9 protein-coding genes and 1 other annotated feature are annotated in these 13,675 nt (G+C 66.9%); of the genes, 4 read left to right on the top strand and 5 right to left on the bottom strand.

Translation table 11 applies throughout. From position 1 onward, the window contains the following. Positions 1-75: 75 nt before the first annotated feature. Positions 76-1,313, bottom strand: a protein-coding gene (locus OHZ10_RS33385; RefSeq protein WP_342706312.1) for an IS3 family transposase whose coding sequence is annotated in 2 segments (ribosomal slippage) — positions 76-1,022 and positions 1,022-1,313 — 1,239 coding nt in all. Because the reading frame shifts where the segments join, the coding sequence is not laid out codon by codon here. After that, positions 916-1,032 (bottom strand) — a sequence feature (AL1L pseudoknot). (Overlaps the previous gene by 117 nt.) Between OHZ10_RS33385 and OHZ10_RS33380 the strand changes: the two genes are divergently transcribed. Together OHZ10_RS33380 and OHZ10_RS33375 are read left to right on the top strand one after the other, a co-directional pair. Next, the gene (locus OHZ10_RS33380) at positions 1,233-2,462 is read left to right on the top strand and encodes a hypothetical protein (RefSeq protein ID WP_342706311.1); all 1,230 of its coding nucleotides are present in this window, start codon (positions 1,233-1,235) and stop codon (positions 2,460-2,462) included. The two genes, OHZ10_RS33385 and OHZ10_RS33380, sit on opposite strands and share 81 nt — an antisense overlap. Before the next feature lie 148 nt (positions 2,463-2,610). Beyond that, a complete protein-coding gene (locus tag OHZ10_RS33375; RefSeq protein ID WP_342706310.1) occupies positions 2,611-3,150 on the top strand; it encodes a toxin in 540 nt (179 codons plus the stop codon). A 22-nt stretch (positions 3,151-3,172) separates the two neighbouring features. Here the strand turns inward: OHZ10_RS33375 and OHZ10_RS33370 are convergent, their stop codons facing one another. Next, the gene (locus OHZ10_RS33370; protein ID WP_174992407.1) at positions 3,173-3,580 is read right to left on the bottom strand and encodes a VOC family protein; all 408 of its coding nucleotides are present in this window, start codon (positions 3,578-3,580) and stop codon (positions 3,173-3,175) included. A gap of 540 nt (positions 3,581-4,120) precedes the next feature. Between OHZ10_RS33370 and OHZ10_RS33365 the strand changes: the two genes are divergently transcribed. Beyond that, the gene (locus tag OHZ10_RS33365; RefSeq protein WP_155627332.1) at positions 4,121-4,453 is read left to right on the top strand and encodes a hypothetical protein; all 333 of its coding nucleotides are present in this window, start codon (positions 4,121-4,123) and stop codon (positions 4,451-4,453) included. A gap of 673 nt (positions 4,454-5,126) precedes the next feature. Then, a complete protein-coding gene (locus OHZ10_RS33360; RefSeq protein WP_059241487.1) occupies positions 5,127-5,555 on the top strand; it encodes a lytic transglycosylase domain-containing protein in 429 nt (142 codons plus the stop codon). Between the two features lie 36 nt (positions 5,556-5,591). Here OHZ10_RS33360 and OHZ10_RS33355 read toward each other — a convergent pair whose 3' ends face one another. The 3 genes from OHZ10_RS33355 to OHZ10_RS33345 form a co-directional block, all read right to left on the bottom strand. After that, positions 5,592-8,543, bottom strand: a complete 2,952-nt coding sequence (locus OHZ10_RS33355) for an ATP-binding protein (protein WP_342706309.1) — start codon at positions 8,541-8,543, stop codon at positions 5,592-5,594. A gap of 657 nt (positions 8,544-9,200) precedes the next feature. After that, the gene (locus OHZ10_RS33350) at positions 9,201-9,647 is read right to left on the bottom strand and encodes a cupin domain-containing protein (RefSeq protein ID WP_226196031.1); all 447 of its coding nucleotides are present in this window, start codon (positions 9,645-9,647) and stop codon (positions 9,201-9,203) included. 394 nt (positions 9,648-10,041) lie between these two features. After that, entirely contained in the window at positions 10,042-13,557 is a 3,516-nt protein-coding gene (locus OHZ10_RS33345) for a hypothetical protein (protein ID WP_342706308.1), read from the bottom strand. Positions 13,558-13,675: the final 118 nt, after the last annotated feature.

The raw sequence follows: 13,675 nt of genomic DNA, 5'->3' as shown, positions 1-13,675 counted from the left end.
TCGATACACCTGCGCATTCCGCTCAACTCAATCAGGAGGGCTGAACCGCGCCGAGAATCGTGGAGGCTGGTTGGTTTAAGTTAATGCAGGCACGTCAGCGGCATTTCTGAGTTGCCTGTAGTAGTTTGCCTCAGCCTCAGCGGGCGGGATATAGCCGAGCGGTTCCATCAACCGATGATGGTTGTACCAGGCCACCCATTCCAGGGTTGCCAGTTCGACAGATTCCCTCGTTTTCCACGGGACGCGCCGATGAATCAGTTCCGTTTTGTACAGACCGTTGATCGTTTCAGCCAGCGCGTTATCGTAGCTGTCGCCACGACTGCCGACGGACGGCTCGATACCCGCCTCGGCCAAACGTTCGCTGTAGCGAATGCTGACGTATTGCGCCCCTCTATCTGAGTGATGTATCAAAGTCCCTTCGTCACCCGGTTGGCGAGCGTACAGCGCCTGTTCAAGTGCATCCAGAACAAAGTCCGTGGTCATCGACGAACTGACTCGCCAGCCAACGATGCGACGGGCGAACACGTCGATTACGAACGCCACGTACAGCCAGCCCTGCCACGTCGAGACGTAGGTGAAATCCGACACCCAAAGCTGATTCGGTCGCTCAGCCTTGAACTGCCGGTTGACCCGATCCAGTGGGCGCGGCGCGCTCGAATCGGGAGTCGTCGTGCGAACTCGCTTGCCGCGAACTGCGCCTCGCAAGCCCTGCAGCTTCATCAACCGCCCGACCGTGCAGCGTGCGACCAAGATACCCTCCCGGTTCATCTGCTTCCAGACCTTCGGCACGCCATAGACCTGCATGTTGGCCTGCCAGACACGCTTGATCTCCGGCTGCAGAAGCTCATCGCGTTTGGCGCGGGCGCAGCGTTTGGACGGATCTCGAAGCCGCGCAGCATGGCGTCGGTAGCCCGACGGGGCAATCCGCAAGACCTTGCAGATCGGCTCGACCCCGAAGGCGTCGCGATGCTGATCAATGAAGGCCTTCAGGACTTGAAACGGCGGTCGAGCTCCGCCTGGGCGAAAAACGCGCTCGCCAGCTTGAGAATCTCGTTGGTCCGGCGCAGTTCCTTGACCTCGCGTTCCAGGGCCTTGATGCGTTCACGCTCGGCCGTGCTCACGCCATCGCGCTCCCCACGGTCGACCTCGTCACGTTTGACCCAATCCAGCAGCGTCTGCGGCGTACAGCCAATCATCGGCGCAATCGATTCGACCGTCGCCCACATTGACGCGTGTTCGCTACGCTGTTCGCGTACCAGACGCACTGCGCGCTCTCGCACTTCCGGGGAAAACTTGCTTGCCTTCTTGTTCATGACTCGATTCTCTCAAGAATACGAGCCTCCACAAAATCCGGCGCGGTTCAGGGCATCATGTCGAAAATCTTCATCTGGAATCCAGACGAAAACCAGACCTACGACATTCCGGGGCCGTACGAACTGAGTGCCGCCTCCTTCGACAAGGAAGCCGGCAAGTCCTTCACGATGATCCCCCCCGCGGGAACGCTGATGCTGCTTTCCAGGCAGTCGTCGGTATGGGGCGGACATTTCGACAATGCGATTCCGCCGACCGAAATCGATCTCCGCAGCGGCGCACTCGTCCTGCGCGGTGTGTCCGGCGATCCGAAGGGTGTCGATTTCACGATGGGGCCGTATCCGTACAAGCTCATCGGACATCCGTTCGTCAACTTCACGCTCACCGACGCGTCGTTCGAAGCCAGCCATTTCGACAAGGTGAACGCCGGCGGTCTGGATCCGCTGGTGCTCGGCATGTACATCGACCTCCTCCTCGACTTGAAGCTGGCCGGCGCCAGCCGCTATCAGGTCGACTGCGGGCTGTACGCCAGCACGAAGCGGCTGCTTGTCAAGGGACGATCGGCCGTGAAGGTCCGGGCCGACGAGGTCGTGCTGACGTTCAGCGAGTATTTCGTCCTGCCGACCGAGTTGCCGCGGGCGCCGGGCGACGACCATTCGCTGAACCTGGAAGCGACCGGCGGCAAGCTGGAGATCGCCGAATCGCGTTTCGCGTTCGGAAACAGCGCGAAGAGCGCGGTGAAGAGCAAGAAGATCACGTTGCGCAAGAGCGTGCGGGTTGCGGCCCAGGACAGCGCACGGGCGACGTTCGTCACCGACGCGGTCGAGTTTTACGACAGCGCATCGACCGCCATTTTTTCCATCGCCGATCATGCCGATGTGGAATTCGATACCTACTCCGGCGGAAAGCCCTTCGACTTCCTGAGCAACCGGCAATACCCGGAAGGCCTGTTCAACTTTCAGTCGAGCCCTCAGTCCAGGAGCACGGGCAAGTTCACGCTCTACGGCGCCGGCAGTGCGTTCGAACAGTCCGCGATGCTGAACAAGCGGGTCGTTGCCATCGACGGCGTACCGCAATCGGACAGCAAGCGCCTCAAGTTCGACTACGTTCCCGTCGGCAACACGCAGAACATGGTGGTGTCGCTCCGGTAAGCGGTGTTCGGTCCCTGGCCGGCTCGTCGAATCATCGGCAGCCGGCCGGAACCGGTTGGCCAACGGCGATGAGTCGACCGGCCAAGCGGCGCCGTTCCCGTGCATCGGGCACAATACGCGGCTTCGCCCTTTGCCCGCGGTCAAACACATGCGCGTCGTCGTCGTCGGAACAAGCGGATCGGGGAAATCCACCTTCTCCAGCGCGCTCGCAGCAGCGGCAGACTGCCCTTACATCGAACTCGACCGGCTCTACTGGGGTCGCAACTGGGCCGCCGTGCCGCCCGAGCAGTTCGAGCGCGCCGTGCTGGCCGCAACCGCCGGGGACCACTGGGTCGCCGACGGGAACTACAGCGCGGTGCGCGACGTGCTGTGGTCGAGAGCCACGCACGTCGTCTGGCTCAACTTCGGGCGCTGGACCGTATTCTCGCGGGTACTCTGGCGCACGATCAGCCGCGGGCTCATGCGTACCGAGCTGTCTCACGGCAACCGGGAGTCGCTGCGGATGGCGTTCTGCTCGCGAGACTCGGTACTGCTGTGGTCATGCACGACATTCGCGAAAAACCGCGTCAAGTTCACCGGCCTGCGCGACGATCCGAAATACGCGCACCTGCAATGGACGGAGATCACCGAGCCTTCGCGCACCCGCGCGTTCATCGACATGCTGGCACGCAACGCCGGTCGCGGTTGAGCGCGGTACGAACCACCCCGCGTCAGTCGTCGAAGGTGCCTTGATATTCCGGTGCGGCATCCGCGCGCGTGTTCAGCTCGAACATCACGCCGCCCGGCGCACGACAGAAGAAGCGCGAACCGCGCCCGTTGTTGAAGATGTCCGTCTCCATCGCGACGCCCTCCGCCGTGAAGCGCTCGAACAGCGCGCGCACGGCATCGAGGCTCGGCAGTTCGAAGCCGACGTGGAAATTCGTCGGCCACGCGGGCACGCCGTCGCCGACGTGATCGATCACGACGTCGAAGCCCGGACGTTTGAGAATCCAGGATTCGTCCCAGCTTCCGGCAATCGTGAAGCCGAGGTATCGCTCGAAGAACCGGGCCGTCGCCAGCGTGTCGGCCGAGGGAAAGCTCAGGTGGTTGAGCTTCATCGTTTGGGTCGTTTCGGTCATGGTCGTACTCTCTGATGCGGTGATCGGCGGAGGCCCCATGCCTTGCCGCCCGACGACTTCAGAATATGAGCTGCGGCTCACATTCGACAACTCGCATTGGACGCGTGTGCCGGGCGGCGCGCGAACCCGCGCGGGGCCGCCGGTCGGGGTATGGGGACGATCTCGATGGATTGCGCTACTCGCATTTGCGGCGAGCGACCCGGCGGGTTCCCGGGGCCCGTCGGCAGAGCGGTCGATGGGCGCGGAAGAATCGGTCCGCGGTCGGAGCGGCGCCGATTGCGTTACCGCGGCCGTCGCGCGTACGGCGCCAGATGTCCTGTGGGAGACCTGCGTGTCGGCGCTCGATGCCCGGCGGTGCGTGCGTCGCCGCGCCGCCGAAACCGTCGACGAAGTCACGAAGTCCGGCCTCTCGGCGCAACGCGTCGATGCGCGGGAATCAAGCGGGATTCGCATCGCGCGACGATCATTCGCGTGCGTCGACCGTGGGCCGGCGAGGCCATGTTAGAACGGACTTTTAATGCGAGACGCCGGAGTCCGGACATGTCGACATCACGTGTTGGCGGCGCGAACGTCGCCCCGCTTCAGCATCCATCAACGACGGACGAGCCCGATACGCTCAGACCGTCCCGATTTTCGAACCGGCCCGCCGTTGCCGGGAAACTCGCCGACCTCAAACCGCGGATGGATCCTGCGGCGGAACGACACGCGAGAAAGCCGCAGGTTCGTGAAAGCGAACCTGCATCGCTGGAGCGCTATTCCGAATCGCAGATGCAACTGGCGGTGTATCAGTCGAAGCTGAGTCTGACGCAGGCCGAGGCCGAGGCAATCAAGGCCGGTTCGGGGGGGATCCTGAAGGCAACCGAGACCAAGTAGCGTACGGGTACGACCCGCGTCCCGACGCGGCATGCCGCGAGCGCGATCGACGGAACGATCGATCGCGTTGCCCGCCCGCCTCCCGGCGGGCAAACGGTGTCATTGCGCGTCGGGCATGCCGTGCGTGTCAGAGACGAGGCTTGCGGGATGGCGCCGCGCGTGGCGCCGTCAGCGCCACCCGGGCGTGGACGGTATTGAAAATTTCGTTCATGTGCCTGACGATCGCACCTCTCGCCGTGGCGTAACGGCGGTCTGGCCGACGCACGGAGGACGATTGCATGCGCTTGAGAAAGACCGGTCGCCCGGGCAACGGCGGGGGCATGCCTGCAGCGGCACGGGACCGGGTATCGACATCCGGCCCCGAGCCTGCCCCCGGCTCCGATTCGCCTGGCTCCGGCGAAGACGAGCGGCGAGACGCGTTCGAGAGGCCGCCGGCAGATCGCGTGATGTTCGGCATGACGTCGTTCCCCTGAATCAGGCGTGTTCGGCACGGGACAAACGTCGATGATCGCGGCCATGCCTCCGGCCGTCCGGCGCGCATGCGAAATCACGTGCGACGACGCAATGAATTCGCACCGCGCGCCGTGGATTCGCGTGCGCCCCCCTCACCCGGCCGAGTCGTACGAGCATGATGGATGCCTCATCCTCCCGAATCCTTCCGACGATCGAACCCATGGCCATCCGAGCGATCGCGCTTCTGGCGCTGCTGCCGTACCTGACGCCTGTCGCCCATGCCGAATGCTTCGCCGAAGCCGCCGCCTACCAGCACGTCAACGAAACGATTCTGCGCGCGCTCGCATGGCAGGAATCGCACGACAACGTCAACGCGAAGCGCGTCAACACCAACGGGTCGATCGACTATGGCCTGATGCAGATCAACTCGATCCATCTGACGACGCTGTCGACGTACGGCATCACGTCGCACACGTTGATGGATCCTTGCGCGAGCGTCTATATCGCCGCGTGGCACCTGCGCAAGATGATGCTCAAGTACGGCAATACGTGGAAGGCGGTCGGCGCATACCATTCGCAAACACCAGCGGAACGCGACCGCTATGCGGCCCAGGTCCGGCTGATCGTGCAGCGGATGCAGTCGAACTGAAGCAGGCGGCAGGCGCCGCCCGCTCGTGCATGACGCTTACCGCGACGGGACGATCTGCTCGACGGTCGCCGAGATCCGCCGCTCGAGCAGCGAAGCGCGCTGCCGGCGGGCTTCGTGCGTTGCCTGGTCGAGCAACGCCCGTACGTCGTCCGCCGGCACGCCGGCGCGGTGGCGCACGACCGCGTGTACGCGCAACGCTTCCGGCAGCAGCCAGCGGCGTCCGCTGGCCGGCAGATTCGCGGTCGTCTGTTCGAACAGGCGGTTCAAAGCCGGGCCGCCGGCCAGCTGCAGCACCGCGCCGGCAAACCGGTCAAGTATCGCCAGGTCGATGATGCTCACGTGGCCGCGCGCGAGATTGCGCAGCGCAAGCTGGATCAGCTTCCCGGTCTCGTCGTGCGTTTCGTCGGTCGCGTCGACCCACATCAGGAAGTGGCGGCCGATGTTGCGCCAGCCCGGCAGCCCGTTGCGCTGCGCGACGTCGACGAGCAGCCGGGCCTGTTGCGCGACGCGCGGCGCGTCGCCTTCGAGCAGGAACAGCACGCAGGCCATCATCGCGGCCGCGCAACGCGACAGCGGATCGGACTGCTGCCGCGCGCCCTGCAACGCATGCAACAAGGTCGGATGCGCGATCGCCTGCGCGCCGGTGAGCCACAGCGATATCGTGAGCGCGTTGTCCGCAACCGACGTGATGTAGTCGGGACGGCACGTGTCCGGCGCACCGGCTTCGGCGGCTTCGGCGGCTTCGGCGGCATCGGCGGCTTCGTCGGCATCGCAATCCGCCTCCCGCGCCGGTTCGTCGTGCGGCGAAAGCAGCGCAATCGCCTCGTCGTGGCGGCCGTCCAGCGTCAGCAGCGCGCCGCGCAGCAACGCGAAGCTGCGATGCGACGACGACACTTCGCATTCCTGCGCGATCCGTGCCCGCACGCGCATCAGGAGTTCGGGTGAATCGTCGCTGAAGCCGGCTTCGAGCGTACGCAGCAACAGGACCGACAACGCATGCAGCCGGCTGGCATCGTCGGCACAGGCGGTGGCGAGTTCGTAGACGCGCCACCACGCGGCGATCGTGTCGGCCGGCAACGGCGCCGGCGTCGCCTGCTGCATCGCCTGCGCCAGCGTCAGTTGCAGTTGCATGAGATCGCGCACCTTCAGAATCGAGCGCGACAGGTCGTGATCCAGAACGCGGCCGGTCCAGACCGTCCACTCGCCGGTGAGATGCGCGGCAGCCCACAGCGATCCCGAATGCCGCAGCAACCGCGCGGCGGTGTGGAAATGCCGTGCCTCGATCGACCAGCCGACGGCCCGGCGCACGTCGGCGAGTGCGGGCGCGCGAGACGCGGGTTCGCCGGCGCGATGGCCGGCCGCGTCGAGCCGTTCGGCGATCCGTTGCGCATGGCGGGCGGCCGCGCGTGCCTGGTCGGGCCGGTGCGCGGGCACGCCGAGCGTGAAGCGGCGGACGGCGGCCGGGACCTGAAACAGGCGACGCGCGTCGCTCGACGCGTGTTCGATCAGCAGGCCGGCATCGATCAGCGTCGACACGATCGCCTGCATGGCGGATGCGTCGTCCGGGGCGCGGGTGGCGTCGCCCTCCGCCGATACCGCGTGAACGTCCGCGACATCGAACCACGCCGCGAAAAGACTCGCGCAACGCAGGACGTGCTGCGCGCCGGCATCGAGTGCGTGATACGCATGGGCGACCACCGTCGGCACCAGTGCCGCAGGCGGCAAGGCCAGCTCGTGGCCGCCGGTTCGCTGCAGGATGTAGCGGCGCCAGCGCGCATCCCACGCCGCGACGGCTTCGGCCGGCGTCGTGCGGCCGCGCGAGGCACCCGCAATCTGGCGCGCCGCCAGGTCGAGGGCCAGCGGATTGCCGCTCAACGCGCGGCAGATCGATTCCAGGTGGCGCTGCACGTGCGCGGCCGGCGTGTCGTTCGACGCCGTGCCGGCGGCGTCGCTCGCGAACCGGGCACCGCATGCGTCGAGCTGCGCGGCGAGCAGTTGACAGGCATCCGAAGGCGGCGCGTCCGGCATGACCGGCGACACGTCGTTCGGCGGCCGAAGCGCAAAGCGCAACGGCGCCAGCGGCAACACGTATTCGCCTGCGATGAACAACGGCGCTTCCGCGCACACGATCACGCACACGTCGGTGGCCGTCAGCAATGCGTCGATCAACACGCCGACCTCATGCGCGAGCGGGTCGCAATCGTCCACGATCAGCAGCATCCGGCGGCCGGCGAGTCGCGCGATCAGCCCGTCGAGCCCTTGCGCGGCCGGTTTGACGTGCGGGTGTGGCGGAAGCTGCGCCGCGATTGCGTCGGGCACGCCTTCGGGCAGCGTCAGCCCGGCCAGCTCGACGCGGACGATGCCGTCCGGGAACAATGCCGCGACGCGCAATGCCGTCTCGTGCGCGAGCCGCGTCTTGCCGTTGCCGTGTGCGCCCATCAGCGTGACCAGCCGGTGTTGCGCAATGCGCATCGACAATTCCGAGAGTTCGGCATCGCGTCCGATCAGCAGCTTTCGCGCCCCTTCGAGGTCGGGGCCACGGTCGGGCCACGCGTCGCGATCGCCGGCCTGTTGCCGGTCCGGCTCCGTATCGGCATCGGCATCGGCATCGGCCGCCGGAGGCTCGTTGTCGGCGGTGCCCAGCCGGTCGCGAATGTCATACCACTCGGCGGCGAAGCGGTAACCGCGACGCGGCACGGTTTCGATCATGCCGCGATCGTCGCCCAGTGCACGGCGCAACTGCGATACGAGCGCATGCACGCTATGGGCCATGACGGACGACGCCGGCCGCAGGCGTTGCTGAAACTGCTCGATCGAAACGATCTTGCCCGCGGCATCGACCAGCGTGATCAGCACGGCCATCGCGCGCTCGTTGACCGGCAGCGCGCTGCCTTCCGCGTACAGCACGCGTGCGTCGCGATCGAGCGCAAAACGGCCGAACAGCGTGACATGCGCGGCGGAAGCAGGTGGCGACGAGCGTTTCTTCATGCGCCGGCCCTCGGGCGCGCGGCGCTCAGCGCGAAGGAAATCGGGGTTTTCATGTCGACGGGAACCTGCTCCACCGTTGCGCCCGCTCCGCCGGTTCGTCCAGGCCGATCCGGGGCTCGCGGGGATGAGGGATGCACCTGGGCGCACGCCGGTAATGCCCGACGCGCGCATCCGCCGCGGCGGAATCCGGACGCAACCGTCGACCGGGACAGTCCGGACAGGTTATTTCGTGGCGGCCACGCGTGCCGCCCCGCGACCGGGCTCGTCGCGAGCCGGCCACGCACGGCGCGTGGGCATGACGGACAACCGGTCGAGCCGGTCACCCCGACAATGGGCGCGACGCGATGTCGCCGTGATCGCTGATCGCGCATTCATATCCGCGCGTTTCTCTCGAAGCATTGAATGTCATGCGCATGCCGGTTGAGTGACACGTTTTTTGAACGGTCGCGATGTCGCAGGCAACCCCTTGGCTTATTGCAATGAATCCGGAAAGGCATTTTAGTCGGAATTACGTGCTTGTTCTCCGGATCTGCACATAACGACACAAGTCGATTCCAAGGAATAGTCGAATCGCCCCTGCGTAACCACCGGTCGTCATTGTGCAATCGGGACAGCGCATTGCGCATTCCGGCCACGCGATGACTGGCGACACGGGCATCAGTGCCGCGCCGGGACGTTGAAGGGTTGGCCCGGCGTGCGCACCCACGCAGCCACGACTTTCGCACCGGCCGGCCCGGCGCGCGTCACGTGCGCGACGCCGGCCGGCAACCGGAACGTCTCGCCCGCGTGAAACGTCGCCGGCGGCTTGCCGTCCACCTGCACGACGACTTCGCCTTCAAGGACGTAACACAGCTCGGGCCCGGTGGCCGCATGACGCGGCTTGAGCGCATCGGGCGGGAATTCGGCAAGCCCCATCCCCATCTCGCGACCGGTGTCCGGCACGGGCACACGCTGCAGCACGACCGTTGGCTTGCTGTCGGGGGCCTTGCCGGCCGCCGGTACGGACTGCGCGAACGCGAACGTCGCGAACGCCAGCGCGCCGCGCGCGAGCGTGCGCATCGCAGCCACACGTCCGTGGTCCGCGCCAGTCACCCACGTTGTCATGCTTGACGGCTTCATTGCCGAATTCCCTCGTCAGTGTCGATATCGAACAGCCGCTAATGTCGCGATTTCGGCGCAAGACGACAAGCAAGAATAAATTGCGCGCGACCCTGGATAAACTTATGGAAAGACAATCCGCCTTCATTCATTCGTTTCAAACGAATTCGGGAGATTCAGTCCGGCCAGTTCCCGTTGACGCCACGGCCCCATACGCCCACGTCGCTCTCCGGACGGTGTTGGTCCTTGTCGGGCGCGCCGCGTGATACGTATGGGCCGCAACGACAGGTCATCGCCGTTGCGCGACTTCATGATCGTCGCATTTCATGCCAGCGTCCCCGCAATTGCGAATGCGCGTCCCTCAAAACGCAGCGGCCTACCCGGGCGGCGACGCTGCCCGTCACGCCCGCGCTTCGGGCTGCCGGGGCCAATTCCGGTCCAGCCGGTCGGCTTCGCGCGGCGACAGCTTCAGCGCGGCCACTTCATGCTCGCCGCGCGCGCCTTTCTGCACCGCGATCTGCAGCCCCAGCCGCAGCCCTGCCGTGATTTGCCGGTCGGTCGCCTGCACGGTCAGCAGTTCGGTCGGCAACCACGAGTCGGCGCGCCGGAGCAGCGCATCGCGCCGGTCGAGCAACATGTCGATGTCGTGCTCCGGCGGGTCGCCGCGATGCCGGGCGCGCAGCGACGCGATCCGGTCGTCGAGCGCGTCGGCTTCGCGGGCCGCATGTTCGCGCAGGCGCCGCCGCAGCACGAAGCGCAGGTTCTGCACGCGATTTTCGGCGATCTGCGACAGGTACTGCTCGATGCGTTCGCGGCCGGCCGCGAGCGCCCGCTCGTAGTCGGCCGCCGCGGCCGGCAGCGGCTGCCCGGGCGTCGCGCCGAACGCGAGCAGCCAGGCCGGATCGTTGCGCAGCGCGTTCTTGTACTGCGTGAAGTTCGCGAATTCGGTGTCGGCATTCGACGCGCGCACCTGCAGCCTGCCGCGTTCACGCACGAGCGTCGCCTTCGCCTGATGGAACGAGTCGTGCACCGGTACCTCGACCCCGATCAGCTTCGGCGAGAAGATCGACACGGTCGCGACATCGGCGGGGTCGGCGCTGCCCGTCTGCGCGTTCTGCAACTGATCGCTGATGCTGACGTTGATGCCGGCCTCCACGCCGGCCCGATGGCCGCTGCCGACGCGATGGCCTTCGATCTTCGTCTGGCCGCTCGCGTCGACCGAATCGAGTTCGGCGCGGTGCACCCACTGGTAGGTGTCGCCGAGCGCCGCGGTCGCGCGCGCCGAGTACTGGCCCGCGCCGATCTTCACGCCGGCCCGCAGGTCGGTCGCCACCTGGACCTTCCGCAAACTGGCGGTCTGGTTGTTCCATGCAACCGAGAAGTCATCGTTGTCGAAGAAGCGGCTGCCGAGTTCGTTCCAGAGCGCCCGTTCGCCCTTGCCCCTGCCGGCGTTGTCGAACAGGTAGCGGTTGACCGACTTCAATTGCCGCCTGCCGGCCGAGTCGTCATAGGCGTCGTTGACCGGATGCAGCCGCCGCGCGATGCTCAGGTCGACCGTGCATTGTTCGGTGTCGTCCCACTCATGCCCGACCTCGACGTTGCCGGCCGCACGCACGATACTGAAGTTGTGCCCCACCTGAAGGCCGCCGCCGGCCTCGAAGCGGTTCCGGCGCTGCGTGCCGATGCCGATCTTGTAAGCGGCCGTGCTGCGGCTGAATTCGAGTACCGACTGACGTCCGTGCGACGCCTGCACGTTGAGCCGCGGTGCAATCCACGGGAACGATGCAGCGGTCGCGCTGACGCCGCGCGTACTCGCGCCGATCACGCCGCCTTCCGTGACGATCGCCTTGCCGCTGCCTTCGAGCGCGTCGATGATGCGATCGCCCGCGTCGCGGTAATCGTCCGTCGTCGTGCCGCGCGGCTTCACCGCTTTCCCGAGCGCGATGCGGTCGATCGTGTCGAACCGGGTGGCAACGGCGGGCGGCACGTCGTCGCCGACGTGTTTGCGCCACAGGCCGATTTTCTTCGCGTCGAGCACGTCCGAGCCGCCGATCAGATGCTTGCGCACGCGTTCGAGCGCATCGGCTCGCGCCTGTGGACTTCGGTCGGCGCCCGCCAGCGTGTCGCGGAATGCCGCGAGCATGCGCCGCACGCGCGCTGCGCGCAGCGTCGACCGAACGGAAACGGGCGCTGCGCGTGCACCGGGCCGTTGCACGGCGCGGCGCGCGAGCCGGTCGATGGCGGCGTCGTCGAGCGTGTGCACGACACGTGCGGCGATGAGGCCGACCGTGGCATCGTCGAATTTCATCCCGTACCCGACCGGTTGCCGGCCGGCGCCGGGCGTACGCGACAATTCGGCCAGCACCGCGAGTTCGGCCGCGCCAACCGTTTCGTGAATCGCGCGGCTGTCCTTCTTCAGCTTCGCGGGGCCAGCCGCAGGTTCGCGCACCGCGGGGTGTTCGTCCATCGCGACGAAGGCATCGCGAAGCGCGGCGTCGAGCACCTGTTCGTCCTTCGACCATGCGCCGAGGCTCGCGCCCGGCACACCGTCCTGCATCGCCGCGACGGCGCTCTTCCGGTACCCGAACGGCCGCACCGCGGCCGCGAACGCCGAGCGTTGCGCCGCGACCGGCACCGCCTCGTCGCGTTCGTCCTGCGCAGGCTCGAAGTGGTCCGACGTGGCGCGCGGAATCGTGTGGTTCAGGAAACGCGCGAGCCGGTTCTTCGTCGCGGCAAACGGCGTGCCGGGGCCATCGCTGAAAAAGCCCTGCCGGCCGGCGAGCAACGCGCCCTTGTCCGACGCGTTCAGCCCGTCCGCGTTCTGGCTGCGCCACAGCCGCGACGCCGCACGCACGAGCCACGCGGCATGCGCGGGCTTCGTGGCCGACGTATCGCCGGCCAGTGCCCGCGCGTGACGTTCGACGCCCGCGGGATCGGCATCGCAGCGCGTCGTGTCGACCAGCCGATCGGCGGCCTGCAGCCACACGCGCGGCGCATATCGCGCCGCGCCGTCCGCCGGCGGCCAGGTGCGACCGGCCAGCGCGTGCACGCAGTCGTAGCCGCTGGCCGTAACCGCGAGCTTCTGGGCCGTTCGCCACGCAAGCGCCGTCAGATGGTTGTCGATGAAGCCGGCATCGCGTGCCGGTTGCGACTGGATCGACAGGCCTTGCTGCAGGCGACGCAACACGTCGCGGGCGAGATCGGGCTGTCCGTAGCACACGTCGGCCAGCGCATCGATCAGCAGTTCCGCCTGACACGCGCGGCCTGCCGGCGGCAGCCCCGGCGCGGATGCGAGCGCGTGCCGTAGATCCGTGACGAGACGGTCGATGCTGGCCGGGTCGCGGCTGGCGAAACAACGGCGCGCGGCCGCGGCAGGATCGCCGATGCCGTCGTCGCCGCCAGCGGGTGTCGTGTCGGCCGCGTGCGCGCTGAAGCCGCCGAGCGCCTGCTGCATCGATTGCGCCGGTTTGCGCATCGCGCCTTCGGGCCGCACATAGGCGAGCGAATCGGGACGCGTCGCGCCGGACAACGCGGGCGGCGGAACGGCAACGTCGCGGGCGGGATCGTTCGTCTGATGCGGAAGAACCGGCCGGCCCTTCGTGCCGACCTTGAGCACCGACAGCGCGGTGAGCTCCATCGGGAGATTCGGCCGCTTCGGGTGGGCGATCGCGTGGCCCGCCGCCCTGGCGCGCGATTTCAGTTTCGACGTCAGGCCGGCCAGCACACCGGTGACCTGGCCGGGCGCCGGCGCCGGATCCGTTTGCGTCGACGGGCCCGGTGAGGGGGTGGCAGGCGTATCGGCCGCGTGATCGGCAGCCCGTGCTGGCGGCATGCCGTTCGATCGATTGAGCGCGGGAGTCGACATCTCGCTGGAGCGGTCACGTAATGGGATACGCCTACTATCGCTACCGGACATGAAACTGACGTGACTCGCCGGCATGAATTCTGTCGAACCATCCAGTTATTAAGGAAACCGATTTGATTGCGTTGACCGGCATGACTGTCGAATGCGCCGAGGCTCGCGCCATGACACG

Source organism: Burkholderia arboris (assembly GCF_038723655.1).
Lineage (GTDB): Bacteria > Pseudomonadota > Gammaproteobacteria > Burkholderiales > Burkholderiaceae > Burkholderia > Burkholderia arboris.
Note: the sequence above shows the minus strand (reverse complement) of the source record. Positions and strands in the feature narration are given on the sequence as shown.

Bases quoted from the DNA above. Each gene is read 5' to 3' on its own strand.
- OHZ10_RS33375 (WP_342706310.1), top strand. From the start codon at position 2,611: ATGCGCGTCGTCGTCGTCGGAACAAGCGGATCGGGGAAATCCACCTTC.
- OHZ10_RS33370 (WP_174992407.1), bottom strand. From the start codon at position 3,580: ATGACCGAAACGACCCAAACGATGAAGCTCAACCACCTGAGCTTTCCC.
- OHZ10_RS33365 (WP_155627332.1), top strand. From the start codon at position 4,121: ATGTCGACATCACGTGTTGGCGGCGCGAACGTCGCCCCGCTTCAGCAT.
- OHZ10_RS33360 (WP_059241487.1), top strand. From the start codon at position 5,127: ATGGCCATCCGAGCGATCGCGCTTCTGGCGCTGCTGCCGTACCTGACG.
- OHZ10_RS33355 (WP_342706309.1), bottom strand. From the start codon at position 8,543: ATGAAGAAACGCTCGTCGCCACCTGCTTCCGCCGCGCATGTCACGCTG.
- OHZ10_RS33350 (WP_226196031.1), bottom strand. From the start codon at position 9,647: ATGACAACGTGGGTGACTGGCGCGGACCACGGACGTGTGGCTGCGATG.
- OHZ10_RS33345 (WP_342706308.1), bottom strand. From the start codon at position 13,557: ATGTCCGGTAGCGATAGTAGGCGTATCCCATTACGTGACCGCTCCAGC.